Annotated in this window: 23 protein-coding genes and 1 pseudogene; 9 read left to right on the top strand and 15 right to left on the bottom strand. The window is 35.9% G+C overall.

Features of this window, described 5'->3' with window-relative positions:
• Nucleotides 1-170 precede the first annotated feature (170 nt).
• The 3 genes and pseudogenes from istB to ACIQ1E_RS08245 all read left to right on the top strand — a co-directional run bounded on the left by istB (nucleotide 171) and on the right by ACIQ1E_RS08245 (nucleotide 3,640).
• Complete coding sequence (gene istB, locus ACIQ1E_RS08235) at nucleotides 171-908, top strand: IS21-like element helper ATPase IstB (protein WP_396170413.1); 738 nt, start codon at nucleotides 171-173, stop codon at nucleotides 906-908.
• Between the two features lie 52 nt (nucleotides 909-960).
• On the top strand, nucleotides 961-1,089 hold the full coding sequence (locus ACIQ1E_RS08240; RefSeq protein ID WP_396170415.1) for a hypothetical protein: 129 nt from the start codon (nucleotides 961-963) through the stop codon (nucleotides 1,087-1,089).
• 84 nt (nucleotides 1,090-1,173) lie between these two features.
• Nucleotides 1,174-3,640: pseudogene (locus tag ACIQ1E_RS08245) on the top strand (TonB-dependent receptor domain-containing protein).
• A gap of 306 nt (nucleotides 3,641-3,946) precedes the next feature.
• Here ACIQ1E_RS08245 and menD read toward each other — a convergent pair.
• Nucleotides 3,947-5,620: a 2-succinyl-5-enolpyruvyl-6-hydroxy-3-cyclohexene-1-carboxylic-acid synthase gene (menD, locus tag ACIQ1E_RS08250; protein ID WP_396170416.1), complete on the bottom strand. Its 1,674-nt coding sequence runs from the start codon at nucleotides 5,618-5,620 to the stop codon at nucleotides 3,947-3,949.
• 136 nt (nucleotides 5,621-5,756) lie between these two features.
• Between menD and ACIQ1E_RS08255 the strand changes: the two genes are divergently transcribed.
• Both ACIQ1E_RS08255 and ACIQ1E_RS08260 read left to right on the top strand, forming a co-directional pair.
• Nucleotides 5,757-6,254, top strand: coding sequence for a GNAT family N-acetyltransferase (locus tag ACIQ1E_RS08255; RefSeq protein ID WP_396170418.1), 498 nt, complete (start codon nucleotides 5,757-5,759; stop codon nucleotides 6,252-6,254).
• Nucleotides 6,255-6,535: 281 nt separating this feature from the next.
• Nucleotides 6,536-7,486 (top strand): tRNA dihydrouridine synthase, encoded by a 951-nt coding sequence (locus tag ACIQ1E_RS08260; RefSeq protein ID WP_396170420.1) that lies wholly within the window; start codon nucleotides 6,536-6,538, stop codon nucleotides 7,484-7,486.
• A 77-nt stretch (nucleotides 7,487-7,563) separates the two neighbouring features.
• On the opposite strand, the gene ACIQ1E_RS08265 is transcribed toward ACIQ1E_RS08260, so the two are convergent.
• The gene (locus ACIQ1E_RS08265) at nucleotides 7,564-8,136 is read right to left on the bottom strand and encodes a glutathione peroxidase (RefSeq protein WP_396170422.1); all 573 of its coding nucleotides are present in this window, start codon (nucleotides 8,134-8,136) and stop codon (nucleotides 7,564-7,566) included.
• A 330-nt stretch (nucleotides 8,137-8,466) separates the two neighbouring features.
• Nucleotides 8,467-11,616, bottom strand: a complete 3,150-nt coding sequence (gene ccsA, locus ACIQ1E_RS08270; protein ID WP_396170424.1) for a cytochrome c biogenesis protein CcsA — start codon at nucleotides 11,614-11,616, stop codon at nucleotides 8,467-8,469.
• Nucleotides 11,617-11,814: 198 nt separating this feature from the next.
• Here ccsA and ACIQ1E_RS08275 point away from each other — a divergent pair, with 198 nt between their 5' ends.
• From ACIQ1E_RS08275 to ACIQ1E_RS08290, 4 genes are all read left to right on the top strand, one after another.
• Nucleotides 11,815-12,576, top strand: a complete 762-nt coding sequence (locus ACIQ1E_RS08275) for a Rossmann-like and DUF2520 domain-containing protein (RefSeq protein WP_396170425.1) — start codon at nucleotides 11,815-11,817, stop codon at nucleotides 12,574-12,576.
• On the top strand, nucleotides 12,560-13,087 hold the full coding sequence (locus ACIQ1E_RS08280) for a KdsC family phosphatase (RefSeq protein ID WP_396170427.1): 528 nt from the start codon (nucleotides 12,560-12,562) through the stop codon (nucleotides 13,085-13,087). Before ACIQ1E_RS08275 ends, ACIQ1E_RS08280 begins: the two co-directional genes overlap by 17 nt.
• Before the next feature lie 76 nt (nucleotides 13,088-13,163).
• A complete protein-coding gene (locus ACIQ1E_RS08285; protein ID WP_396170429.1) occupies nucleotides 13,164-13,817 on the top strand; it encodes an HAD family hydrolase in 654 nt (217 codons plus the stop codon).
• 74 nt (nucleotides 13,818-13,891) lie between these two features.
• Nucleotides 13,892-14,734: a DUF2911 domain-containing protein gene (locus tag ACIQ1E_RS08290; RefSeq protein ID WP_396170431.1), complete on the top strand. Its 843-nt coding sequence runs from the start codon at nucleotides 13,892-13,894 to the stop codon at nucleotides 14,732-14,734.
• Between the two features lie 148 nt (nucleotides 14,735-14,882).
• Here the strand turns inward: ACIQ1E_RS08290 and ACIQ1E_RS08295 are convergent, their stop codons facing one another.
• The 12 genes from ACIQ1E_RS08295 to ACIQ1E_RS08350 all read right to left on the bottom strand — a co-directional run bounded on the left by ACIQ1E_RS08295 (nucleotide 14,883) and on the right by ACIQ1E_RS08350 (nucleotide 25,177).
• Nucleotides 14,883-15,281, bottom strand: a complete 399-nt coding sequence (locus ACIQ1E_RS08295; protein ID WP_396170434.1) for a c-type cytochrome — start codon at nucleotides 15,279-15,281, stop codon at nucleotides 14,883-14,885.
• A 34-nt stretch (nucleotides 15,282-15,315) separates the two neighbouring features.
• A complete protein-coding gene (locus ACIQ1E_RS08300; RefSeq protein WP_396170436.1) occupies nucleotides 15,316-15,873 on the bottom strand; it encodes a hypothetical protein in 558 nt (185 codons plus the stop codon).
• Nucleotides 15,874-15,880: 7 nt separating this feature from the next.
• Nucleotides 15,881-17,242: an NrfD/PsrC family molybdoenzyme membrane anchor subunit gene (gene nrfD, locus ACIQ1E_RS08305; protein WP_396170437.1), complete on the bottom strand. Its 1,362-nt coding sequence runs from the start codon at nucleotides 17,240-17,242 to the stop codon at nucleotides 15,881-15,883.
• A 53-nt stretch (nucleotides 17,243-17,295) separates the two neighbouring features.
• Nucleotides 17,296-18,198: a 4Fe-4S dicluster domain-containing protein gene (locus tag ACIQ1E_RS08310; protein WP_396170439.1), complete on the bottom strand. Its 903-nt coding sequence runs from the start codon at nucleotides 18,196-18,198 to the stop codon at nucleotides 17,296-17,298.
• Between the two features lie 315 nt (nucleotides 18,199-18,513).
• Nucleotides 18,514-19,374, bottom strand: coding sequence for a DUF5777 family beta-barrel protein (locus ACIQ1E_RS08315; protein ID WP_396170441.1), 861 nt, complete (start codon nucleotides 19,372-19,374; stop codon nucleotides 18,514-18,516).
• A gap of 16 nt (nucleotides 19,375-19,390) precedes the next feature.
• Nucleotides 19,391-19,774, bottom strand: coding sequence for a hypothetical protein (locus ACIQ1E_RS08320; protein WP_396170443.1), 384 nt, complete (start codon nucleotides 19,772-19,774; stop codon nucleotides 19,391-19,393).
• A gap of 251 nt (nucleotides 19,775-20,025) precedes the next feature.
• A complete protein-coding gene (locus ACIQ1E_RS08325) occupies nucleotides 20,026-21,360 on the bottom strand; it encodes a multiheme c-type cytochrome (protein WP_396170444.1) in 1,335 nt (444 codons plus the stop codon).
• 333 nt (nucleotides 21,361-21,693) lie between these two features.
• Nucleotides 21,694-22,605, bottom strand: a complete 912-nt coding sequence (moaCB, locus tag ACIQ1E_RS08330; RefSeq protein WP_396170446.1) for a bifunctional molybdenum cofactor biosynthesis protein MoaC/MoaB — start codon at nucleotides 22,603-22,605, stop codon at nucleotides 21,694-21,696.
• Nucleotides 22,606-22,793: 188 nt separating this feature from the next.
• Nucleotides 22,794-23,240: a molybdenum cofactor biosynthesis protein MoaE gene (locus ACIQ1E_RS08335; protein ID WP_396170448.1), complete on the bottom strand. Its 447-nt coding sequence runs from the start codon at nucleotides 23,238-23,240 to the stop codon at nucleotides 22,794-22,796.
• Between the two features lie 11 nt (nucleotides 23,241-23,251).
• Nucleotides 23,252-24,370 carry a molybdopterin-synthase adenylyltransferase MoeB gene (gene moeB, locus ACIQ1E_RS08340; RefSeq protein WP_396170450.1) on the bottom strand — a complete coding sequence of 373 codons (1,119 nt, stop codon included), beginning with the start codon at nucleotides 24,368-24,370 and terminating at the stop codon, nucleotides 23,252-23,254.
• Between the two features lie 89 nt (nucleotides 24,371-24,459).
• Nucleotides 24,460-24,693, bottom strand: coding sequence for a MoaD/ThiS family protein (locus tag ACIQ1E_RS08345; protein WP_396170452.1), 234 nt, complete (start codon nucleotides 24,691-24,693; stop codon nucleotides 24,460-24,462).
• Between the two features lies 1 nt (nucleotide 24,694).
• On the bottom strand, nucleotides 24,695-25,177 hold the full coding sequence (locus ACIQ1E_RS08350; protein ID WP_396170454.1) for a molybdenum cofactor guanylyltransferase: 483 nt from the start codon (nucleotides 25,175-25,177) through the stop codon (nucleotides 24,695-24,697).
• Between the last annotated feature and the right edge of the window lie 76 nt (nucleotides 25,178-25,253).

Genomic DNA, 25,253 nt, shown 5'->3' on the forward strand with positions numbered 1-25,253 from the left:
AACGAAAGGTATTCATAACAGTCTGCATCTTCCTTAAATCGCTTGTTAAATGTTATTGAATTCACACCTATAAATTTCTCCCTTGTACTCATTTGACAAAGGTAATACTATTTTCGTTTTTGGGCGACCTAAACGCCTATACCTATTAACTAAATTTAAATCCAATAAATATGAATGAATCTACAGTAACCAAAATGAAACAAATGAAGCTTTATGGAATGCATAATGCTTTTAGAACCGCTATCGAAAGCGGTAAAACTGACCATTACACACTCGATCAGTTTGTGTCAATGATTATCGATGCCGAATGGGATGAAAGACATAACAGGCGTATTGAACGAAGTATCAAGAATGCCAAATTCCATTATAAGTCAAACATTGAAAACATTAGTTTTGATCCTGCACGTAATCTGGAACGAACCTTGGTGCTACGCCTTGCAGAATGTGAGTTTGTAGAAAAAAACGAAAACATTTTAATCACTGGAAGTACTGGTGTAGGCAAAAGCTATTTAGGAACCGCATTGGGCTATCAAGCCTGTATACATGGTTTTAAAGTGAGTTATTTTAACACCTCAAAATTATTTGCCAAATTAAAAATGGCTAAAGCGGATGGTTCCTATTTACGAGAACTTGCCAAAATAGAGCGACAAGATGTAATTATTCTTGATGATTTTGGACTCCAGGCACTCGATAGTCATAACAGAATTACGCTTTTAGAAATCATCGAAGACAGGCACAACAATGGATCAATTATCGTTACCTCACAAATCCCAGTGCAGGGTTGGTATGATATAATTGGCGAAAAAACCATAGCCGATGCCATTTTGGATAGACTCATACATCAATCACACAGAATCGAATTGCTAGGAGAATCGATGCGGAAGAAAAAAAGTCTAAACAAGGTATAATTTATTGAGTATATTTGAGTATTAATTAACAGATGAAAAAAAGTAGTTTTAAATGAAAAATTGGGGTGGTCAATTTACTCCGAAATCAGGTGGTCATTTTGAATTGGAATCAGGTGGTCACTTTAAATTGGAATTGGGTGGTCAATATCACTGGAATTTGCACCATAGAGCAGAGCTTTAAATTATTTGTCCAATAACAATAGCATTGATTGCGGTTAACCTATATTTGCATCTTAAATTATAACTTCAAGACTTTTTTCAACGAATGACTTATAAACCATACTTCTTATACAGCCTTGCTATTCTTTTTTGGTTTAACAACATTTCAGCACAAAACACAAACATCAAAGGTACTGTTCTTGATAATCAAAATGGGGCACCTATCGAATATGCTAGTGCAGCCTTGATAAATCCAATAGACAACGCTGTTATTGCGGGAGCTGTTACCAATAAAAATGGAAATTTCACGATTCAAAATGTAAAAGCAGGAACGTATAAACTCAAAATTTACTTTATAGGCTACCAAGAACAACTTATTGAGAATATCAAAGTAAGCAATCAAGCCATTCAATTGGATAAAATTAAATTGAAAGAAAGCAGCCAAGTCTTAAACGAGGTGGTTGTTTCCAATAAAAAACCCAATTCCACTAATAAAATAGACAAACAACAATACAAAGCCAGCCAGTTTGAAACGGCCAAAGGCGGAACTGCGATCGATGTAATCAAAAATTTACCCTCGGTTACCGTTAATGGTGAAGGCCAAATAAGTCTTCGAGGCTCCAATGGTTTTTTAGTACTAGTCAATGGCAAACCGGTTTTGACCGATGCGGCAACTATTTTGAGTCAAATGCCAGCCAACACGATTCAGATTATTGAATTGATTACTGCTCCAACAGCCAAATACGATCCCGACGGCAAAGGTGGAATCATCAACATTGTGACTACTAAAGGAAGTTTGGATGGTTTGGCAATCACAACCAATGCCTCTGCCGGATTACCTAGCACTAATGATTATAATAATTTAGAGAAACCCATTCGTTTTGGGGCTGACGTTACAGCTAATTACAAAAAAAATAAATGGGATATCGCATTGACCTTAAATTATTTGCGAAATGACAATAATGGCTATCGCGAAGGCTATGTGTACACCAAAGATTTCGACGCCAACACCATGACCGAATTCCCATCAAGCGGAGAAAGAAGTTTTGATAAGTTCAATTACGGTGCAAAAACTGCCATCTCCTATGCCGCAAATGCTAATAATGCGTTCAACTTTGCTTTTTATTTAGGTAAGAAATACCAAGCCCGAAGAGCCGATTTAGTTTATAACAATAGTACATCCGACTTAACAACCGCTGCTATTTTAAATCAGTTTACATACTTCAACTCGAATGTGCAAACCAAACAAGGTAAGTTCACTTTGGCTAATTTTGATTACACACACAGTTTTGCCGACAAATCTACTTTAACCGCTTCTGCCTTATACGAACACGCGAATTTGTATGGAAATACCATCAACTTAAATATGGATTATCCTGGCAAACAGGATGTCTTTCAAGAAGTGACCAATCCGTATACGAATCCTTTATATGGTATTCGAGGAAAATTAGATTATGCTATCGAAATTGGAAAAGGCAAGCTCGAAAGTGGTTACCAATATCGCTATGACTTTCAGGATGGTAATTTTGGATACACGATTGACCCAGAACCTGTTCCACCAGTCGACAATTCGGTATTTAGAGGAACTGCCAAAACCACCAATTGGATTAATGCGGTCTATTCGCAATATTCCGGAAAAACAGAAAAGCTGCAGTATGTGGGTGGTTTGCGCTACGAATACGCCAAAAGAGAGGTGGTACTCTCGACTGATGTGAGTCCGCATTTGATGAATTTTAGCAATCTTTTTCCGTCTGCCAATGTTTTGTACACTTTCAATGACGCTTGGAATGCCAAAGTAGGCTACAGCAAAAGAGTGCAACGCAACAACAATTCCGAGTTAAATCCAATACCGGAACGTGAACACTCTGAAACACTTGAACAAGGAGATCCAGATTTATTGCCTCAGTTCATTGATTTAGCAGAAATTGGTATGAATCATACCTTCAAAAAGGGAACTTTATTTGCTATACTATCAAAACATCAAAAATCCAGTTCAAAGAGTCAATAGCGTGTACAATGATACCATCCTGAATCGTGTGTACACCAATGCCAAAAGAGCTAGGTTGTACGGAATGGAATTTGGATCGAATTACAAGCCCAAAAAATGGCTTTCATTGTATTTGGGAGCTAATGTGTACAACTACAAAATTAATGGGGAATTAGACATCCTAGGGGAAACCTCAACCGTAAGCAATGGAGACTGGGTTTATTCTATTAATGGTAATGGAACGGCTACTTTAGACAAAAATTGGAGTGTTACAGCAAATTTCAATTATACCTCGAAAAAACCAACTGCTCAAGGGGAAGATTCAAGCTTTTTAACTCCCAATTTGTCGGTAAAAAGAATGCTTTTTGACGGTAGAGGAAGTATCGGTTTTCAATGGCAATTCATTGATTTTGGAAATATGAATTCCAATCAGCAACGAATTACCACTTGGGGAGACGACTTTTACACCACCACGAACTATATTTATGAAACCAACGTGTTGATGCTCAATTTCAGCTATAACTTCAATAAACTCTCGAGCAAAAACAAATTACCTACAAGTGAATTTGGGGAAAAAGAGTTTTAGTTATCTTGGTACTGCTTAATTACAATTAAATTTGCATCTAGGTAAGATATCATTTCAAAACCAAAGTAAACAGCCGAGTTTAACATTATACCGATTAGCAATATATAAGAGTCCAATAAATTGTACTCATTATATTGTCTATCGGCATAAACCATTGTAAAATTATTAAATGGATTAGACCATTTTAAAATTACAATTGGTATTATTCTCGTCCTAAAGCACCTCCATAATTTTATTATCAAGAACTAAATGCACGTAAATCGTAGGATTTACGGGCATTTTTGTTTGATGTACATTTCAAAAATGTTAACTCAATTCCTTGAAATACTGCAGCAAAATCTTGTCATTTTGTAATGTTGGAGTAAAAATTTCTAGAATGCTAGGTTTATCATTTTGAGCAAAGAATGCAGTCAAACTCTTTTCTAAACTTGCCTCATCACTGGCAATAGAATAATTTAGATCATACATTTTTGCCAATTGCTCGGCTGTCAAACAATGAAATGTTTCGAAAAAAGTATTAAAAACCTCCGTTTCTTCATGACCTGGCAAAATTCGAAATATCCCTCCTCCCCCATTGTTGATGAGGATAATTTTGAAGTTTTTTGGAATGTAATTATTCCACAAAGCATTGCTGTCATAAAAGAAACCAATGTCGCCAGCGAGCAAAACAGTTTGTTTCTCATCTCGCTTCATCGAAGCAACGGCTGCTCCAATTGCTGTTGATGTACTTCCGTCAATTCCGCTAGTGCCACGATTACAAAAAACATTGATAGATGGATCTATATCAAATAATTGAGCGTAGCGGATAGCTGAACTATTACTAATTTGCAATATACTATTCTCAGGCAAGGCAGGTAAAATTGCATCGAACGCCTTTAAATCCGAAAAAGGAATTTTAGATAGATATTCCCGATGTTTTGCCTTTCTAGTTGAAGCAATAGTTTCGAATAAAGAATGATAGTTGCTTTTTATTGGAATAGTAAAGGGCAAAAATTGCTTGAAAAACTGATTGGGCTTCACTTTAAAATGTTGGGTCAAACAACCATAAGTATCATAAGCTCTCAAAACATCGATATGCCAATGATGTTTCGGTTTGTAATTTCTCAAAAACGTTTTAATCCTTTTGGAAACCACCATTCCACCAAAAGTGATTAGGATATCGGGTTGAAATTGATTGAATTCTTTCTTGGTAAACGGCGTAATTATGGTATCAATGTTATTCAAGAAGCTAGGATGATTCAAATTGGATGTAGTTTCCGTCATTACAGCTACAGAAGCATCATTGGAAAAAAAAGAAATAAATTCTTCCTCTATTTCATTTGGTTTTAGCTCACCAACAAGAATCAATTTCTTTTTGGATTTATTCCAAATATTTGTAAATTCTATGATTTCTTCAATCGATAATTTCGGATGTTTTTTGGCTAACGCTAAAATTGTCGAATCGACAGATTGCTTAGTAACCGTCTGATACAATGGCTCTTCAAAAGGAGCATTGATATGAACAGGCCCTTTTTTTGAAAAGGCTTTGTTTATGGCGTGACTAATTTTAACATCGTTCTCCACCGATGCTTCTTCGGTTAAATTGGCATTATACAAAGAATGGTTTTGGAAAATTTTCTCTTGACGAATGGTTTGGCCGTCGCCAATATCAATCTTATTCTGAGGTCTATCTGCCGATAGTACAATCAAAGGGATGTGACTATAAAAAGCTTCTACAAATGCAGGATAATAGTTTAATAAAGCGGATCCCGAAGTACAGACTAATACAGTTGGCATTTTGGTTTGCTGTGCTATACCAAGAGCAAAAAAGGCCGCACAACGCTCGTCAACAATACTATAACAATTGAATTCAGGATTGCTAGCAAAGCCAATTGTTAAAGGTGCATTTCGTGAACCTGGAGAGATTACAATATTTTTTATTCCTTTGGCTAAACAAATTTGGATAATGCTTTGCGCAAGCGGTATTTTTGGATAAACCATTTCTGAAGGTAGAGGTTAGATGTTAGAAGTACGAGGTTTTACAACCCTAACTTAATAGCAAAGTTACAAATTTGACGGCCGAATTCCTTCAGATGGAGCAACTTTTTCATACTTTTGAGAAGAAATATATTGATCAATGAAAATTTATATTAGACCATACCAAACCGAAGATACCCAAGCTATTTTGGATATCATCAACCACAATATTTTGAATTCTACTGCTTTGTACGACTACAAAATTCGGAGCTACGAACAACAAAAAGCAATTCTAGAAGAAAAAATCAGTAAAAACTTTCCAGTGATTGTCGCAGAGCTTGGGGGAAATGTGGCAGGATTTGGAATGTATAGCGAGTTTCGATTTCGCGAAGCTTATAAATTTACTGTCGAACATTCGGTTTATGTCAATGAAAATTTTCACGGGCAAGGCATTGGTAAACTCCTGCTTCAAGAGCTGATTACCTTGGCTAAACAGCAAAAACTCCACACTATGATTGCTGTGATAGACTCAGAAAATCAAGGTAGTGTGGAATTTCACGAAAAATTTGGTTTTAAAACGGTGGGTATAATCAAAGAATCGGGTTATAAATTCAACCGTTGGTTGCATTCGGTTTTTATGCAGTTGATTTTGGAGTAAATTCAGGTCATTCGCTTTTAAAAATTTGGTTATTGACAATATATTTCAAGTTTTATATATTGGCACACAGATGACACAGATGGAACGGATTTACATAAATTCACATTCTTTTTACTAAATTAAAATAAGAAATCCGTGCGAATCAGTATAATCCGTCTCATCTGTGTGCCATTAAATTGTTTTATAAAAAACAAAGTAGCATTTAGTTTTAAAAGCGGATGTCCTGTAGAGTAAAGAAAATCTTCAGTCTAAAACAGTATCTTTGCCCCTTTATTAATAATATGAGCTTCACTCTTCTTTCTTCTCCATTACAAGGATTCACCGATTTTCGTTTTAGAAATGCCCAAAACAAGCTATTTGGAGGAATCGATACTTTTTATTCGCCTTATATTCGGCTGAACGGAAAGTTGGAAATAAAAGCCTCGTATGAAAGGGATTTATTGCCTGAAAACAATTTGGATATAGAAGTCATTCCGCAAGTAATTACGAATGATGCCGATGAATTTTTGTTCGTAGCTAAATACGTCCGTAAATTGGGTTACAAAGAATTGAATTGGAATTTGGGTTGTCCTTATCCAATGGTTACCAAATCAGGAATGGGCTCTGGATTAATCAGCAATCCCCAAAAAATCAATCATATTCTGGAAAGAGCGCATGCTGAAACAGACATTCTTGTTTCTATGAAAATGCGTTTGGGTTATGAAACTTGCGAAGAAATCTTGGATGTTTTACCTATTCTAGATACCTATCCACTTAAAAATATTGCGATTCACGCACGCATTGGCAAACAATTGTACAAAGGTGGTGTAAATCTGGATGCTTTTCAGCTTTGCATCGACAACACAATACACAAACTGTATTACAATGGCGATATTACATCGGTAGCCAAATTTCACGAAATGCAGCAGCGTTTCCCAAGCATAGACCACTGGATGATCGGTCGCGGATTGATATCGGATCCATTTTTACCAACTATGATAAAAAACAATTCGTTTGAATATCCTAAAAACAAAATGGAATTATTCCGTGAATTTCACGATACTTTATACGCCATTTATAGCGAATCGTTGTCTGGGCAAACTCATATTTTGTTGAAAATGTATCATCTATGGGAATACTTTTCGGTCACATTTTCGAACCCGCACAAAGTATTGAAACAAATCAAAAAAGCACAAAGTATCCGAAATTATGAAGTGGCTGTTGCGAGTATTTTTACGAATGAAAAGATTTAGATTGTGTTTAAATCAAAAAAAAGAGCTTGCTTCCACAAACTCTTTTTAACTGTTTACTAAAAACTGATCACTGATTACTATCCTTTTACCCAATTTACAATTTCAGCATCTGTGGGAACTGTTCTCGGAGAAATTACTTTCACCAATTCCCCTTTTTCGCTCAAAAGATACTTCTGAAAATTCCAACTTACTTCGCTATCTTCTAATCCATTTTTCGACTTCTGAGTCAAAAACTGATAAACGGCGCACATATCACTTCCTTTTACTGAAACTTTGTCCATCATCGGGAAAGTAACACCATAATTCATTTGACAGAAAGTAGCAATTTCTTCATTAGTTCCCGGTTCTTGGCCCGCAAAATTATTGGCTGGAAAACCTACGATAACAAAACCTTTTGCCGAATATTCTTTGTACAATGCTTCCAATTCTTTGTATTGAGGGGTTAAACCGCATTTTGAAGCTGTGTTGACAATCATTATTTTCTTTCCTTTCAAAGAAGCAAAGTCAAATGGTTTTCCAGATAAATCTTTTACCTTAAATTGATAAATAGTTTGTTTTTCCATTTTTGCATCGGTATTAGCTGGTTTGTTTTGACCTTGACAGCTCCAAATAAAAAATGAAGCGAAGGCACACATAATTAGATTTTTCATAGTAGCATTAATTTTTTGATAAAATTAGTTAAATTGATTTTCCAAAAACTAAAACATCTCTTAAAATTTTAATAATATTGAACTGGGTGCCTACAAAATGATGGTCAATACCAAAAATGTATTGTGATTCCTTCTGAATAGTTCGTTTGTCACACTGTAAAGCGTCCCTACTCTGGTGCGTAGCGGGTCCTACGGAGTGACAAATAGCCTAGGATTTTGGACTATTCTCTACGCGTTTTTGGTATAGGAGAGCTGAAGTGTCCATTATAAGTAACAAAAAAAGCTTCCAATTGGTTTACAACGGGAAGCTTTTTATATTTGGCAAAAATCCTATTTCTTAGAATTCTTTGAATAGTATTTTCGAGCTTTGGGATAGGTTATTGCGCCAATTACTGCAATTGCACCTAAAGAATACCAAATCCAGTTTAATGAATGTGCTTCACCACTAGCATAGGAATGCAAACCTACTAAGTGAAAGTTCACTCCGAAATAGGTAAACAAAATCGATAGGAAAGCTGCGACACTCATTAAATTAAATATCCATTTTCCTCTCAAAGCAGGAACAAAACGAGCGTGAATTACAAAAGCATATACCATAATACTGATCAACGCCCAGGTTTCCTTTGGATCCCAACCCCAGTAACGCCCCCAACTTTCGTTGGCCCATTGTCCACCAAGAAAATTCCCTATAGTCAACATTATCAATCCAATGGTTAATGCCATTTCATTGATATAGGTTATTTCTTTAATATTCAGCTTCATTTTTTCCTTGTTCGTTTCTGTGGTAAACAAAATCAGAAGTAAAGAAACGAGCCCTAAAATCATTCCCAAAGCAAATGGGCCATAGCTTGCGACGATAATGGCCACGTGAATCATCAACCAATACGAATTTAAAACTGGCTGCAAATTCCCGATTTCTGGATCAATCCAATTCATGTAGGCAGCCATTAAAATCATTGCGGCAACAAAGGCAGAAGAAGCCACAGTAAGTTTCGATTTTCGGTCGAACGCCAAGCCAAAAAACATCGTTGCCCAACCAACATAAATAATCGACTCATACGCATTACTCCAAGGTGCGTGACCTGAAATATACCAACGAGCAATTAATGCTGCAGTATGCAAGGCGAAAAGCAAGCCAACGATAATGTGCATCGTATTGACGGCATAATTCAACCATTTTCTTTCTTTGAATATTTTCAGAATGGTAAATAAAAGCATCAAAATAGCGGCATACATATACCAATACGGAAGCTTTTTAAACACATCATATTTATTATACAAAATTTCCGAAGTGATTTTTTCGTCGCTTGGCACCACTTTACTGCCGTATTTTTTTTGGAAACCATTGATGCTTTCCAATAATCCATTGGCTTTATCATATTGACCTGAAGTAGATGCCTTTTCTAATTCGGTGAAGTACATCAATAAAATGTTTTGAGTGTAGGAACCTGCCATTCCACTGATATTAGCAGTAGCCAATTCTGGAAAAGAAACCCATTTGTTATTAGGATCGTTCGGAATCGGGAAAATTTTCATAATGCTACCGCTCAAGGCAGATTCCATCAAATTTACTTTTTTATCCGTTTCGATAAAGTCTTTTTCAAACTGGTTGGGGTTTGCTGCTTTGTAAGCATCTTCCAAATAAGACATTAATTTATAATTTCCTTTGTTGTCAAAAAAGTCAATAAACGCGGCAAATTTCTTGTCTGCATCTATTCCTATAATTTTACGAATACTATCATTACCCGATTTCATATAAATTAAAGGCACTTGAATCCAAATGTTTCCTCCCTCTGTCATCGATAAAAAAACTTGATCTGAATTCAATCCTTTGTAGGTGTCACTATGACTCACTTTTCGCAACAATTCCGAAGAAAAGGTATTGATTGGCTTCATTCTACCGCCAGCATCCTGAATAATTAATCGTCCAAATTTTGCCGCGTGATTTTCCGTCACTTTTCGCTTTTGGATAATGGAATCCAATTGCTTTTCATTTAAAAATCGGGCATTGTTATGCTCTTGTGCAAAAGTTCCAATACTAAAAAGCAGTACTAAAACAGTCAATAAATCGGCTTTTTTAGTTTTGACTACTTCTAATTTTCGTTTTAAATCCGCAAAACGGGAATACTTGGTAAACATAATCGCCATCAAGGCAAAATACAACAGAAAATAACCAAAATAGGTTATCAGTGTTCCCCAATAATCGTGACTTACAGACAGCACGGTTCCCATTTCATCTTGGTCGAAAGAGGATTGGAAAAAGCGATAGCCTTCATAATCTAAAATATTATTCATAAAAATTCTAGCATCAAAAACTTCCGCTTTATTACGAACAGTCACTTGACTTTCGAAGGATGAATAACTCTTCTCTGTTCCTGGATATCTTTGAGCAATAAAATCATTCAATTTAATACTAAAAGGTAACTTATGAATTTTATTTCCATAGGTAAAAGTATAATCTAAGTTACCTATTTTTACAGTTTGTGGTTCCCCGACAAGCCCTTTGCTTCCCAATAAAGTTATTGTTTTTTCTTGCCCTTCAGCAGAAAGTTTTACTATTAAAGCATCTGTGTGCTGCTTGGCTTTGAAATCATTATCCGCTTCATACCCAATAACACCTTTTATAGCTGGTTCAGGAAAAACAAGTCTCATATCTCCTATAGAGTACAAGGAACGCATCATCAAAGGTTGAACGATATCTTTTACCACTTTGCCTTCCAACTTATCGGCCATTCGCATAAACTGTCCTTCAAAAGGAGTTTGAATGGTTGATGTACTATCGGTGAGCGTGATATTTATGGCTCCTTTGGTTGGTTTGTTCAACGCAAACAGCGTATTGTGCACATTCTGAACTTCACCTTCTTTCAAGAAATGCTCGTGTCGTCCGCCATCTCCAGCTTCAACAAGTTTGAAATAAAAAATGCCTTTTGGGTCGGGTTTGATGACTTCTTTGGCACCGAGCAAAAAGTTATCATACTGCACCTCAAATTGAGTCTCCCCAAATTGATCTGCAATAGAAAAATTGTTATTGGTAACTGATGAAAGTAATAATGGTTTTTCGAAAACCCTGCGTTTCATTCCGCCTTGGTATTCGCCATCAACAAAAAGCGTGAGGTACATTTTATCAGAATAAAAAATGTTTTCAGTATTGCCTTCACGAATTGGCATCATCCCTTCATAGCTAATGTAACGGGTAATGAAGGCTCCAGCTATAATGAATACAAAAGATAAATGCAGCATAAGAGTCGCCCATTTTTCCTTTCTTAATAAGTTGTATCGTTTGATGTTGCCGATGAAATTAATCATAAAAAACAACATAATTGCCTCAAACCACCAAGCGTTATACACCCAAATTCTGGCCGTATCTGTATTGTATTTGCTTTCGATAAAAGTTCCGACTCCCATTGCAATTGCAAAAGAAACGAAAAGTATCGCCATTAATCGTGTTGAAAATAAAAAAGAAATTAATTTATTGATCATCTGTAAGAAATTATGTTATTATAAAATCGCCTCAAAAATAGTAATAAATACTGAATTTATGTCGTTAAGTATTTGTTAATTTAGGCCAAATATACGCTAATGATTCTTGTATAAATATGATATTTAACAGCATTTAATTAAAAATCAATTGCTATACATTGTACCAACTTTTATTATTTTTTTCATTAATTTTGCCAAATGATCAAAGTAGTACTAATTGGTTCTGGAAATGTTGCCCATCATCTGATTCAGGCTTTCGCCAAAAGCACCACAATTGAGGTAATTCAAGCGTTTTCAAGACAAAAAGAAAACCTCCTTCCCCTACTCGATTCCGATAAAATCACCACCACTTTTACTAAGTTGGCAGCAGCCGATTTATACATTATTGCGGTTTCCGACGATGCTATTTCTGAAGTTTCTGCACAATTGCCTTTCGAAAATCGTCTGGTTGTTCATACTTCTGGAACTGCCTCAATGGATGCACTCGACGCAAAAAATAGAAAAGGCATCTTTTACCCTTTACAAACTTTTTCAAAACATAGAACATTAGATTTCAATCAAATTCCGATTTGTCTAGAGAGCCAAAACGAAAGCGATTTTGAATTCTTGAAAAAAGTAGCCAAAAGCGTTTCCGATAATGTGTACCAAATCAATTCTATACAACGAAAAGCCTTGCATATCTCAGCAGTTTTTGTCAATAATTTTGTGAATCATTTGTACCAAATTGGGCAAGAGATTTGCATCGAAAACGAAGTCTCTTTCGAAATTTTAAAGCCCTTAATTTTGGAAACCGCAAACAAGGTGATGGCGCTTTCGCCTAAAGATGCACAAACTGGCCCTGCAAAACGCAATGACCAGCAGACAATTCAATCACATCTAACCGCTTTAACTGACAAAAATCAAAAAACAATTTATAAAATACTAACTCAATCAATCCAAAGTAATGGCAAGAAGTTATAAAGAAATAATGAATGATATCACCACTTTTATTTTTGATATCGATGGTGTTCTTACTGATGGTTCCGTTTTTGTAACCAATGAAGGAGAAATTTTAAGAACGATGAATATTCGAGATGGTTTCGCCTTGAAAGCGGCAGTGGAAAGCGGTTACAATGTTTGTGTGATTTCTGGAGGCAACAACGAAGGTGTTCGTGTGCGCTTGCGAAATTTAGGCATTACCGACATTCATCTTGGCTCACCGGACAAAGTTGAAACCTATAAAGAATACATAGAACTTTACAATATCAAACCCGAACAAGTGCTATATATGGGTGATGACATTCCTGATTATCACGTAATGCAATTGGTAGGATTGCCGACTTGCCCTCAAGATGCGAGTCCAGAGATTAAAGCTATTTCTAAATACATTTCACATAAAAAGGGTGGAAAAGGCGCCGCTCGCGAAGTCATCGAACAAGTAATGAAAGTTCAAGACAAATGGAACCTTTATTTTGATGGAAAACTAGACTAGTAGTCAGTATTCAGTGATCAGTATTCAGTAAAAATTTACAGTAAAAAAATATAATCTGCAACTACTTAAAAAAATAATGATAAAAACAGTAATTTTCGATATGGATGGTGTAATTGTTGACACAGAACCCGTTCACAGCTATGCCTATTTTCAACACTTTGCCGAATTAAATATTGATGTTTCCAAGGATATGTTTACTTCTTTTATGGGGAACTCCACCCGAAATACTTTCCAGAAACTAAAAGAATTATTTCCTATTGATGGCGAGGTAGAAGAATTGATCCAAAGAAAAAGAACTCTTTTTAATGATGCTTTCGATAGCAAAGAAGATTTATATCTGATAGAAGGTGTTGAAAAGTTAATCCAAGATTTACACCAAAATGGAATGCAGTTGATCTTGGCTTCATCCGCTGCGAAAGTGACTATTGAACGTGTTTTCAACCGTTTCAATTTGCATCAGTATTTCTCACATATTGTGAGTGGCGAAGATTTTCCCAATTCAAAACCACATCCAGAAATTTTTGAATATGCGGCCAGTTTATCTATCGCCCCGAAGGAAAATTGCATTGTCATTGAAGACAGCACCAATGGAATTCGCGCTGCCAAAGCCGCTGGCCTTTTTTGTTTGGGTTATAATAGCGAAAATTCGAAGCTGCAAGATTTGTCGCTCGCTGATGTAGTAGTTGAAAATTTAAACGACTTGAGTTTTGTGACTATATCAAAGTATTAAAAATCAAATTATGAAATAATTAACATTTTTAGTGGTTTGAATTTGTAATTTTGAACAATTCTAAACTATACATTATGAAAAAAATTATTTTTGTTTTTGCAATGATTATTGCCAATTATGCATCTGAAGCTCAGATCAAAACACCTCAGCCTAGTCCGAAATCAACCATAACTCAGGTAGTAGGTTTAACCAATGTTGAAATTGTTTATTCAAGACCAAGCGCCAAAGGAAGAGACGTTTTCAATAATTTAGTTCCTTTTGGAAAATTATGGAGAACTGGAGCCAATGAAAATACAACAGTTTCATTTAGTGAAGATGTAGTTATCGATGGCAAAACATTACCTAAAGGAAAATATGCCCTATTCAGTACTCCAAGAGCGGATAGTTGGGAAATCTTTTTCTATAGCAAAACTGATAATTGGGGAAATCCAGAAAATTGGGACGAAACAAAAGTAGCGGTAAAAACAACAGTAAAATCAGAACATATCGACCGTATGGTTGAAAGCTTTACTGTAGGAATTAATAACATAGATAACAATTATGCTCATTTAGAAATTTCTTGGGAGAAAACTATTGTTGCAATAAAATTTGAAGTTCCAACTGCAAAAGCGGCTATGGCAAGCATTAATAAAGTATTGGCCGGTCCAAGCGCAGGTGATTATTTCTCTGCTTCCCAATATTTACTTCAATCTAACGGCGATACGGCTAAAGCCCTTGAATACATCAACAAAGCTTTAGAAATGAATGCTGATAAACCTTTTTGGTACACAAGATTGAAATCATTGATACAAGCAAAACAAGGTGATAAAAAAGGAGCAATTGAAACTGCTAAAATTTCACTTGCTGCAGCAGAAGCCGCCAAAAATCAAGATTATGTGAAAATGAATAAAGATAGCATTGCTGAGTGGAGTAAATAACAATCCAGCATTGCATACCACAATTAAAACTGTTCGCCGCGGCGAACAGTTTTTTTTATTGATAGTAATTGTAGCAACCCGTGCCGAAATAGTGTCATAAAAAAAAGGGGGCGATTGCTCAAACCCTCTTTCCATTTTAAACTTACTACTATTTTTTCATAGTTCTCATATAAGCCACTAATTGCCATATTTCTGTGTCACTTAGTTTCTCTTTATAAGAAGGCATAGGTTTTCTACCAATTTTGGTATAGTAAAAATGATCCCCGTCAGATTTAGACTGAAATTCTTTTGATGAAAAATCACCAGAAGAGATGTCAATTTTTTCTGCTTTAGGACCGTCTCCTAAACCTTTTACACCGTGGCAAGATTTGCAATTGGTTCCCCATAAAGCTTTACCATCTGCGGCATTTATACCGGCAGGCATTTTTTTGCCAGAATCAGCAGCAGGAACTTTCCATTCTTTTCCTTTTGGTTTTGCTTGAGCGTTAGACGTTTGTGTGAACATAAAGGCAGCCATAATTGCTAAGCCAAAAAAGATTTTTTTCATGTTTTTCAAATTTTAATATTAATACTAGTTATAATTACTCTTTTATTTCTTCTAATTTTCCTAAGCGTTTTATTTTAAATACTTGTAATACTGCGTAAATCAAAGTTCCCCAAATCAGACCAATAATGAGCAAAGAAATGGCTATAAAATATATTGGTGCTCTATCTCTTCCTGCTGAAAAGGAACGTTCATCAATATTAGAGTTATCACTGATAACTATCGTACCCCAATTCACCACACCGCTAGTTTCGGTATCCATATAGTTTTCATCTTCTACTATACTAGCAAATATAGTTAATTTTCCATCAGGTGAAGGAATATCATTAGGAAATTCGAATGTGGCAACGCCAGTGGAGTCTGTTGCAATAGGATCACCTATTGGAAGGTTTGCGAATAATCTTTTTACAGATAATTTTACAGGTAGTTCGATTACGGGTTGTCCTTCTGAAGTCACAAATGCTTTACAAACATTGAGTGAATCCACTTTTTCAAAAGTCAGCGCAATCTTTGCCACTTTATCTTGAGCAAATGATGTTGTTATAGCAAACAAAATCATTAAAGATGTTACTAAGAAATAGTTATACTTTTTCATTTGTAAATTATTTATAATTAAATATTTCTTCTTTCCCCTCTAATTCACCTTCGGCAACTTCCCAAACCGAAATGATGGGGAAATATCTCGAAAACAAAGTTACCAACAAGAGCAGACCAGCAAATGTGCCAGCAACTACAGTCATTTCGACCGCGCTCGGAAAATAATGTGTCCAGGAATCCGGTACGTCTTGAATTGGAAGATAGGGATGCAACAAACCAGGAATAACAATTAAATACAATCTGAACCAGCCTGCTATTAATACAATTAATGAAATAATAGCCAAAGGAAGTGGCTTTCTCATCTTTGGGAATAAAGGCAATAAAATAGGCACAACTATACCAAAAACCACCACTGACCAATAAAATGCAGCATCTTCACCAATAAATAAGTTCAAAAGGGTATTTTCGTGCAAACCTGACATTTTATAGGCAGGTATCAAATACTCATTTACGTTGAAATAAGCGTGTATTAAAGCCATCAAGACCATCGCTTGTCCTAATTTATCAAAGTGCATCTCTGTTAAATATTTTCCGAAATTATAGGCTTTACGAAAAACAAAAGTGGCTAAAGTCATTACCGCAACACTCAACAAAAACGCATTGGATACAAAATAGGCACCAAAGTTAGTACTATCCCATTCTGCTCTGAGCGTGGTAGCAAACAGCCAGGCGGTTATGGTACAAATAATAACTCCTAACGGAATAACTAAGGCGGTCAATATCTTCATCGTTCTTTTCAATATTGCCCATTGTTCAGGTGTTCCTTGCCAGCCAAACGAAAGCATATTGTACATTTTTAGCTGCCATTTGGGTAGGTTTTTCAAATGATTTTTACAAGTAACCAATGAAGGAATCAACGGTATAAAAAGCAAAATGATGCAGGCTGTCAAATCCGTACTGATACCAATCACATCCCAAATAATTGGCGATTGAATCCGTCCGTGAACCAGTAAATTGAGCAATCTATCCGGACGACCCATTGCAACAACGATACTTATTCCCCCAAACATTATTGCGCCAATGGCAATGACTTCGGCAATTCGTGAAAGTGGCCGGTACCATTCAAAATTGGTAAGTTTCAATATCGCTGACATCAACACCCCGACTAATCCTATGGCGACCATAAAAAGAAAATTGGATATATAGATACCCCACATTGTATAATCTCTAAGGCTAGTGGTTACATATTTGCTTTTTGTTTCTTGAATAATGTAGGCAACAACTCCAGCAAGAAAAACCGCTACCAGAAATGCAATCCATATTTTTCCGGATTTTCCGATTTTTTCGATTGGCCGAAGTAAATCATCTTTCATCACCATATACTGCTCTTGAGTAAAGCTTTCGTGTTTATTTATATTTTCAGACATTTTCTATACTTTTTAAATGATTACTCTTTCGTATTTTGAGCTTCGGTTGCGTCTTAAAACGGGAAATCACGTTTCACTGGTGGTAAATAATACACCCTTGGTTTTGTTCCCAATTCTTCAAATTGACGGTATCCTGCTCTATCTTCCAATAATTTTTTCAGTCTAACCGTATGTTCTCCATTAGAAACAACATCTTCTAATTCGTCACCGTGATAAATGGCACCATTTGGACATTCGATAACACAAGCTGGTAATAATCCCTGAGCAGAACGGTCGGTACAGAAATCACATTTGGTAACAGTGCCCTCTTGAGCATACGGGGTTGTACAATGATTTGGATCTGAAGTATCTTTTCCGTGCTCTTCGGTAAATTTCACTTGTTCAGGTCTGCCAAAATTGAAGGTACGAGCCGAATAAGGACAAGCTGCCATACAGAATTTACAACCGATGCAACGTTCGTAATCCATAGCTACAATTCCGTCTGAACGCTTGAAAGTAGCATCTACAGGGCAAACCTTGGTACAAGGCGGATTATCGCAGTGGTAACACATTGTAGGGAACCAATAAGGCGATTCAAGAGGCGAATTTTGCATCTTCTTCACCTTAATATATTCGACAGGAGCCAAAACATTATGTGCTTTTTGACAACCCGTTATGCATTTTCTCTCATTAGAACATTTACCCAAATCGATTACGCGAATAAATTTCTTTCCTGCTACTCCTTGACGAAGTTCTGCTTTCGAAAAATCATCATTTGCTGCATGATGATCAATCAGCGAACTATCAACTTCTACGAGTTTCCCATCGGCAGTAAGCACTTTGACTTTTTTGCCAGTTGTTTTAGGTGTTTCCTCAGTAACGGCGCTAGCAATTGCGGTTCCTGCCAAAGCAATTCCTCCTAAAGCACCGAGCTTTAGAAAATTCCTTCTGGATGAATTGTTATTTTCTTTTTCCATATTGTTATATATTACTTTTTAGAAATTCATTGAACAATTAACTATTCTTTCTATATAATTCGCATTTGAATTCTTTGTAAATTTCTGCCAATTCCATCTAATTTTTAATGATAAATATCATAGTTTCAAATTTTAACAATTTATCGTAAACATCTCAATACTAATTAATTAAAATTACAAAACTCAAAACAAGACCAGAAACTCTTTTTTACATTTCAAAAAAAGAGGATCACTCATCCAAATTGGAAAGAGTATCCTCTTTTTCAAATTTAATTGACCAATTGTAGTTTTTTACACAAATGGGTTATTAAACAATTACCAAGTTCTTCCAATAGTAAACCCAATAGCAAAATCACCTTCGAAAAAATCATTTTGATTGAACATATTACTGGTTTGATTTATGATTCCTCTGTAATTACTAACAAATATTTGAAACGTATGCCCCACTGTCGAGAACTCTGTTCCCACTGCAAAACCAGATTTAGGCAACACATCTTGAGAACTAATAGGTTGATTTACATCTAAAAGTATTGACATCGTAGAAGTCACTTTGGCTCGACCACCAAATTGAATTGCAAACAAATCATTGCTCATCGGAGATTGTACAACATTATAATGAGAATAACTTGGTGCTAACTGCACTGAAAACATTTTATTAATTCTTTTTGCAATAATAATTTGATTGAAAAACGACCAACGATCAGATAAATTATAAAAATTTTCTTTTGGCAAAGCACTAATAGTCCAGTTACCGTAGTAAGTTACACTTACAGGCATTTTACCATTTACTGTTTGTTTTAAAATTGCTCCCTTAAGACTAAAATCTTGCAATCTATAATCTTTAGTAGTTCCGTATCCAACTGTAATTCTATCGGTAATAGAATAGTTTACCGCTAAACGAATGTTCGTAGGAGCCCAAATTCCAATCAAATCATTGGTTCCAGTAACTAGACCAAAACGGTGATTCATAATCATTTCGATAGTCCCTTTTGAATATACACGATCGGTTTGATTATCAATCAACGAGGTACTTTCGAAAGCAGCACGTTCGTATTCAACTTCAACTTCGGGTGCAATACTGTCTGTTTTTACAACAACAGTATCCTTTTGCTCTTGCGCCAACATCATTGTTGGTAAAACAAGTACAACTATAAATATTGTTTTTAATAATTTCATGATTTTCAATTTATAGTTAATTATTAAGAGCACCATCATTAATCCACTTGTCTACCAAAGCAATTTTGGAATCGCTCCATTTTACTATTGTTGGCATTGGCATTGCTCCATCCCATATTAGCGATTTGTGCAAAACACTTCCTGCCGCATTCCCTGGAATAACATATTTGTTATTTTTCGTTAAGGCAAGATAGGAATTAGCCGATGTCAAATCGGGTGCGGCTGTACCTGGCGAATGACAACTGATACAGTCCTGATTCCATAGTGGTTGGATATCTTTCGAGTAAGACACCACATCCGGAATAGGAATCTCAGGTTCTGGTGGCATTTCATCATAATAACAGGATGTTGCCATCAAACTCACTGTTAGCATCATTAAGTATTGAAATATTTTTTTCATATGTTCCTACTTTATTGTTTTTTAATGGTCATATGTAATTCGCATATCATATGTGGTATTAGCGACCAATTTATACTTATGCTCATTTCATCTTTATTTTTTTATTGAATAATTGCTATAAAGTCTTATGCAACAATTTTCATTGCCAAAAGATTTAAAGTTCTGTGCGCTATTGTACAGGAAACTAAGTTTCCTTCTTTAGTGTAATAAATGAATACCTCTGGGACTTAAATCCCAGAGGTAAGTCATTTTTATTTTAAAGCCTCAATAGAGTTTTGAATCAAAGCCATGGTGTAAGGTGGATTGTGAACTCCTTTGCCTTCATCACCTGTTATTAATTTGTAATTCCAATAGGCTTGTACGTATTTAAGAGGGAAATCAGTTCTTGATTGATACCAAGTAGTCGGAGTATTGGTTCCTGAAGCTGGAGTTGTAGGGAACGGTAAGCCGGTTACGCTATCAAATGTTTTGAGAGTCACACTACCACTTGAAGATACATTAAAATAAGTAGGTTGCGCTTTAAATGCCGCTACCAACTTAGCAACTTCAGTATCGAATTTCGCATGGAAACTAGTCAATAAAGTTTCAGGCGCTGGGTGACAAGACACACAAGATTGGAAAGAAAGTTTCATTGTATGCGAACCCGTGTTTACAGTTCCAGCTTTAGGTTTATCCATGTGGCATTGTACACAAGAAGCAGAAGTATAGTGCTTCGCAGTTTTAGCCGCAGGCAAACGAGTGGCAGTACCTTCAATATCAATACCTGTAATTCCCATCCATAAATCTCCTTGTTCGGATACGTGCACAGCTCGATCCAATGAATTAGAGTAATTTTTGTAAAATGTTGTTCCCGCTGGATAACCTTTAACTGCATCGGCCAATTTTCTTTGAGACCAGAATCTGTACAATGGTCCTTTAACCGGGTCGTTAGTTATAACCACAGCTCCAGAAGCATCTTTTTCACCACTTTCAATAACAGGTCTTTTGTAATACCCATTTGAATCAGGTCTTGTTTGGTGACATCCAATACAAGTATTTGATGAACTTACACCACCAGTAGGTGAAGCATTCAAAGTAAAGGCTGGATTGATTTTTTGTGGTACCGCAGCAATGTTTCTTAAACCGTAATCATTACCATCTTTTGTAAAATTAAATGAACGGTGAGTTACACCGTGACAACCTTCGCAGGAAATAGAACCAAAATTAGCATATCCTGTTGGATTGGGTCTACCATATTTTTTCACATCGATGTATCCCTCTTGAGAGTGACATTCAGCACAAAAAGCCCTGTCACTATTTAGTGAACCATCTGGAAGGACCGTATTGGTACCATAAATATGTTTTGTAAATGAACCATCCGCATTTTGAATTCCTTTACCGTGTGCTGATAAATTGTAAGCATCAATAATAGGTTTTTGGTGCTCTACCGAGTGGCAGGATTCACAAGATGCTGTACCAGAAACTCCTGCTGCGCCATCTGCGCCATCTGCGCCAGGAACAGGAATATAGTCCTCGTGGGTACATCCTATTAAGGCGAAAAAAAGAAGCCCTAAAACAACTAACATAGTTTGTTTAACTGTTTTCATAATTTTGATTGTTTAATTTATTATTTTCTTTTTAGTATTCTTAACATAATATTAAGATATTTGATGGAATAAAATTATAGGATATCTACTTCTAAAAAAATGATATTTATCATATTTCAATAAAAAAAACACAAATTAGTCTTTTTAACAACTAATTGACAATGAGGCCATTAAAATCGAATTTAACGAGTTAATAAAAATAATTGCAAACATTTGAGGAAAAAGCCAAAATTCCCGCAAAAAAAAAGCGCTTTCAAAATAAAATGTTAAAAGTATTAAAACAAAAAAACTGCCATAAATGACAGTTTTTGTAATCGCTTCGTCGAAAAAAAATTATTCGTGGGGTTTTCCCTCTACAATTCTAAAAATGTGCAGCAGCGACGGAAATAAGGCATCCATAGATTCCTGAGCGCCTTTGGTAGAGCCCGGTAAGGTCATAATTAGCGTTTTGCCTTTCATTCCAGCGATTCCTCTAGACAACATCGAAAATGGAGTGCGATCTTGGCCGTAATTGCGAGCGGCTTCCATAATTCCTGGAATTTCTCGATCTAAAAGCGGTTTTATCGCTTCTGGTGAATTATCTCTTGGCGAAAGCCCTGTCCCGCCCGTTAATATAATAAGGTCGGTATTTTGCGCATATAATTCTAGTACCTTTTCTTGAATGCCAATAGTATCATCTGGAATAATGGAATAATCTTCAATACCGACATTGCAGCTTTCTAATTTTTGAATAATGGCTTTGCCCGCTTTATCGAATTTATGCCCCGCCGAAATACTATCGGAACAGACGATCACAGAGGCTTTCAAATCAGTGCGGAATTTATCGGTAAAATCAGATTTACCTCCTTTTTTTTCCAATAGTTTAATGCCGTGAATTTCGATTCCCTTGTCGATTGGTTTCAGCATATCATACATCGTCAGTGCTGTCACCGAAGCTCCGTGCATTGCTTCGACTTCTACTCCTGTCTTATATATAGTATGGACTTCGATTACGATCGTAATTTCTAAGTCATTGATACTATAATTGACCGCTGTAAACTCAACTGGAATGGGGTGACAATCAGGAATCATATCACTGGTTCGTTTTACGGCAAAGAGTCCGGCGGTTTTGGCCATTTCAAAAACATCTCCTTTTGGAACCGTTTTATTGACAATGGCTTCAATAGTCTCTTTTTTACTGACTTTTAAAATTGCTTGCGCTTTTGCAATGCGAAGTGTACTCGATTTGTATGTTATATTGACCATAGGAAGTTGGAAGTTAGAGGTTAGAAGTCAGAAGTTAGAAGTCAGAAGTTAGAAGTTAGAGGTTGCCCTTCGACAAGCTCAGGGTGACAGTTAAAAGTTGAAAGTTAGAGGTTAGAAGATTATACCATAACCAACGGTTTCAACCGTTGGTTGATTGGTTGGTTGGTTTATTGGTTGTTATTATCATTTTAAATTTGATTTTCTTTCCAAACAAAAGAATCATCTTCGAAAATTTCTTTTCCCCAGATGGGTGTCATTGCTTTTATTTGTTCTACAATATCCTGACAAGCTTCGAAAGCCACTTTGCGGTGTTTGGATGAAACAAATACAAAAAGACATATTTCGCCTGCTTTGACTACTCCTAGGCTGTGATAAATATGCATACACACTAAATTGTATTTGGCAAACGCAGCCTCTCTGATTTCGTGGAAAAGTTCATCGGCCATTTCCTGATAGGCTTCGTAGTTGATAGCAACTACTGTTTTATCATCAATAATATCGCTTCGGACTTGTCCTAAAAATATGTCGTGGGCTCCGATATCTGTTTTTGAACTGTGTTTGGCAATGCTACTGGCAATAAAATCTGGCGTTATCGGCCCGCTGATAAATACGTTGTGCTTTTTTTTCTCTTTCATATTGTTGCTTATTACTTATTTATACTCTTCCAAACCTCAATCCCTCCAGCTAAACTGAAAGCTTCGCAGTTGGGAAATTTTTCTTTAATAATTCTAATCGCTTTTGCACTTCGCTGACCCGATTTGCAAAAAACTACTATTTTATTCTCCGTCGAAATTCTCGAAACTCTATTCTCAAATTCGCTCAAAGGAATCAATTGAAATGAAAACTCATCGACTATAGGAAGTTCTCCACTTTCCCGAACATCAATGATGGTGATTGCCTCGTTCTTTCGAAGTTGGTCAAATTCTTCAGCAGAAATAGTGGCAATGTGGGCGTTAGAGTTACAAAACCATTCATAATTATAGTTTAAAAAAGCTGCTTTATCCTTTGGAAAGTCTGTTTGTACCATTGGATTCGCGAACACTTCAATATCATAAAAGCTATTTTCCAAAGCATTATACGAAATAATTTTATTGGCCAATGGCTGACCACTAGCCGTTATAATTTTCAAGGCTTCTGTGGCTTGCATCGTTCCAATAATCCCAGGAATCACACCTAAAACTCCCACATCATTACACGAAATCGCCGAAGCAGCATCAGGTGGTTTGGGAAATAAATCGCGATAATTGGTTTTATTATTCGATATTGGGTCTACCAAATTAAAAACGCCAATTTGCCCTTCAAAACGCAAAACAGCACCGTAAATCAAAGGTTTATCAAGAATTACACAGGCATCATTTACCAGATAGCGCGTCGCAAAATTATCCGAACCATCGATTACAACATCATAGTTTTCAAGGATTTCAAGCGCATTTTTATTGGTAATTTGAACATTATAAACTTCGATTTTTACATCAGGATTAAGCGCTCTCAACTTATGCGCTGCAGTATCCGCTTTGGATTGCCCCAAATCAGCAACGGAGTATAGAATTTGCCGTTGTAAATTGGATATTTCAACCACATCAAAATCGACTATACCAATAGTCCCAACACCAGCAGCAGCCAAATATTGCAAAGCAGGACATCCCAAACCGCCAGCGCCAATAACCAGCACCTTTGCGGTTGCAATTTTCCCTTGACCACCTAACCCAATTTCTTTGAGTTGTATTTGTCTTTGATATCGATTATAATTGTTTTCTGTGTTCATATCCTGTTTTTTAATCCAGTAAGGAAATTAAGAAAATTAAGTTGTCTTCTTAATGAACCTTAATTTCCTTAATAGTTCATAATAAAATTTTACCCACCTGAAAATGGTGGAAGTAAAGCTATCGTATCATTTTCATGGATTGTTGTATTCTCTTGAATCACCTTTTTATTTACTGCAATCGAATATTTTACTTTGACTAAAGTAGGGAATTGTTCCTCTAAGTTTTTTATCAACTCATTCGTGTCTTTTATTCCAGTCATTTTCCAAGCTGATTTTCCCGTAATTTCTGCAATTTGTCCAAAGGCAAGTAGGTTTATTTCCATATTAAAATCGGTTTAATGCGTTGTTAAAATCTTCCTTAGTATTGATGTTTTTGAAAAAAGAGGCTGCAAAAATTTCGTTATTCTCAACTGGAATTATCTTCCATTTGAAATGCAAAACCATTTCTTGCAATTTGATTTTATGCTGCTCTATTAGATGCAACCAAGCTTGCTCGCAGGTTTTAGCATAAATTCCAAACAAAGGTTCTATTCTTCCTTTGTTCTCAATTAAAACTATTTGATTATCTTTCGTATTATTTATTATAAATTCGATGGCAGCAGCAGTAACAAAAGGCATATCACAACTTACCACAAAATTAAATTGGGTTTCCGAATGCTGCAAAGCAGTGTAAATTCCGCCAGCAGGCCCAATATCTTTTATCAAATCTGGGAGTACTTCCAAACCAAATTTTTCATATTCGGGATTATTAGAAACATAGGTATAGGCGCTTAGAGCACCCTTGTTATCTATTGATTTTATTGATATTTATTCAAATTTCACCATCTTTTTCATTAACACATCGAAGATTGTCCCCATATTTGACCTTCTATTGTATCTAAAA

Origin of the sequence: Flavobacterium sp., assembly GCF_044348915.1 — a bacterium.
In the GTDB taxonomy this organism is placed as follows: Bacteria; Bacteroidota; Bacteroidia; order Flavobacteriales; family Flavobacteriaceae; genus Flavobacterium.

Excerpts from the sequence above, each read along its gene's own strand:
- ACIQ1E_RS08300 (WP_396170436.1), bottom strand. The coding sequence starts at position 15,873 with ATGAAAAAGTATAACTATTTCTTAGTAACATCTTTAATGATTTTGTTT.
- ACIQ1E_RS08325 (WP_396170444.1), bottom strand. The coding sequence starts at position 21,360 with ATGAAAACAGTTAAACAAACTATGTTAGTTGTTTTAGGGCTTCTTTTT.
- ACIQ1E_RS08335 (WP_396170448.1), bottom strand. The coding sequence starts at position 23,240 with ATGAAAGAGAAAAAAAAGCACAACGTATTTATCAGCGGGCCGATAACG.
- ACIQ1E_RS08310 (WP_396170439.1), bottom strand. The coding sequence starts at position 18,198 with ATGGAAAAAGAAAATAACAATTCATCCAGAAGGAATTTTCTAAAGCTC.
- ccsA (WP_396170424.1), bottom strand. The coding sequence starts at position 11,616 with ATGATCAATAAATTAATTTCTTTTTTATTTTCAACACGATTAATGGCG.
- ACIQ1E_RS08290 (WP_396170431.1), top strand. The coding sequence starts at position 13,892 with ATGAAAAAAATTATTTTTGTTTTTGCAATGATTATTGCCAATTATGCA.
- ACIQ1E_RS08315 (WP_396170441.1), bottom strand. The coding sequence starts at position 19,374 with ATGAAATTATTAAAAACAATATTTATAGTTGTACTTGTTTTACCAACA.
- ACIQ1E_RS08275 (WP_396170425.1), top strand. The coding sequence starts at position 11,815 with ATGATCAAAGTAGTACTAATTGGTTCTGGAAATGTTGCCCATCATCTG.
- nrfD (WP_396170437.1), bottom strand. The coding sequence starts at position 17,242 with ATGTCTGAAAATATAAATAAACACGAAAGCTTTACTCAAGAGCAGTAT.
- moaCB (WP_396170446.1), bottom strand. The coding sequence starts at position 22,605 with ATGGTCAATATAACATACAAATCGAGTACACTTCGCATTGCAAAAGCG.
- ACIQ1E_RS08240 (WP_396170415.1), top strand. The coding sequence starts at position 961 with ATGAAAAATTGGGGTGGTCAATTTACTCCGAAATCAGGTGGTCATTTT.
- ACIQ1E_RS08265 (WP_396170422.1), bottom strand. The coding sequence starts at position 8,136 with ATGAAAAATCTAATTATGTGTGCCTTCGCTTCATTTTTTATTTGGAGC.
- istB (WP_396170413.1), top strand. The coding sequence starts at position 171 with ATGAATGAATCTACAGTAACCAAAATGAAACAAATGAAGCTTTATGGA.
- moeB (WP_396170450.1), bottom strand. The coding sequence starts at position 24,370 with ATGAACACAGAAAACAATTATAATCGATATCAAAGACAAATACAACTC.
- ACIQ1E_RS08255 (WP_396170418.1), top strand. The coding sequence starts at position 5,757 with ATGAAAATTTATATTAGACCATACCAAACCGAAGATACCCAAGCTATT.
- ACIQ1E_RS08285 (WP_396170429.1), top strand. The coding sequence starts at position 13,164 with ATGATAAAAACAGTAATTTTCGATATGGATGGTGTAATTGTTGACACA.
- ACIQ1E_RS08280 (WP_396170427.1), top strand. The coding sequence starts at position 12,560 with ATGGCAAGAAGTTATAAAGAAATAATGAATGATATCACCACTTTTATT.
- ACIQ1E_RS08295 (WP_396170434.1), bottom strand. The coding sequence starts at position 15,281 with ATGAAAAAAATCTTTTTTGGCTTAGCAATTATGGCTGCCTTTATGTTC.
- ACIQ1E_RS08320 (WP_396170443.1), bottom strand. The coding sequence starts at position 19,774 with ATGAAAAAAATATTTCAATACTTAATGATGCTAACAGTGAGTTTGATG.
- menD (WP_396170416.1), bottom strand. The coding sequence starts at position 5,620 with ATGGTTTATCCAAAAATACCGCTTGCGCAAAGCATTATCCAAATTTGT.
- ACIQ1E_RS08260 (WP_396170420.1), top strand. The coding sequence starts at position 6,536 with ATGAGCTTCACTCTTCTTTCTTCTCCATTACAAGGATTCACCGATTTT.
- ACIQ1E_RS08345 (WP_396170452.1), bottom strand. The coding sequence starts at position 24,693 with ATGGAAATAAACCTACTTGCCTTTGGACAAATTGCAGAAATTACGGGA.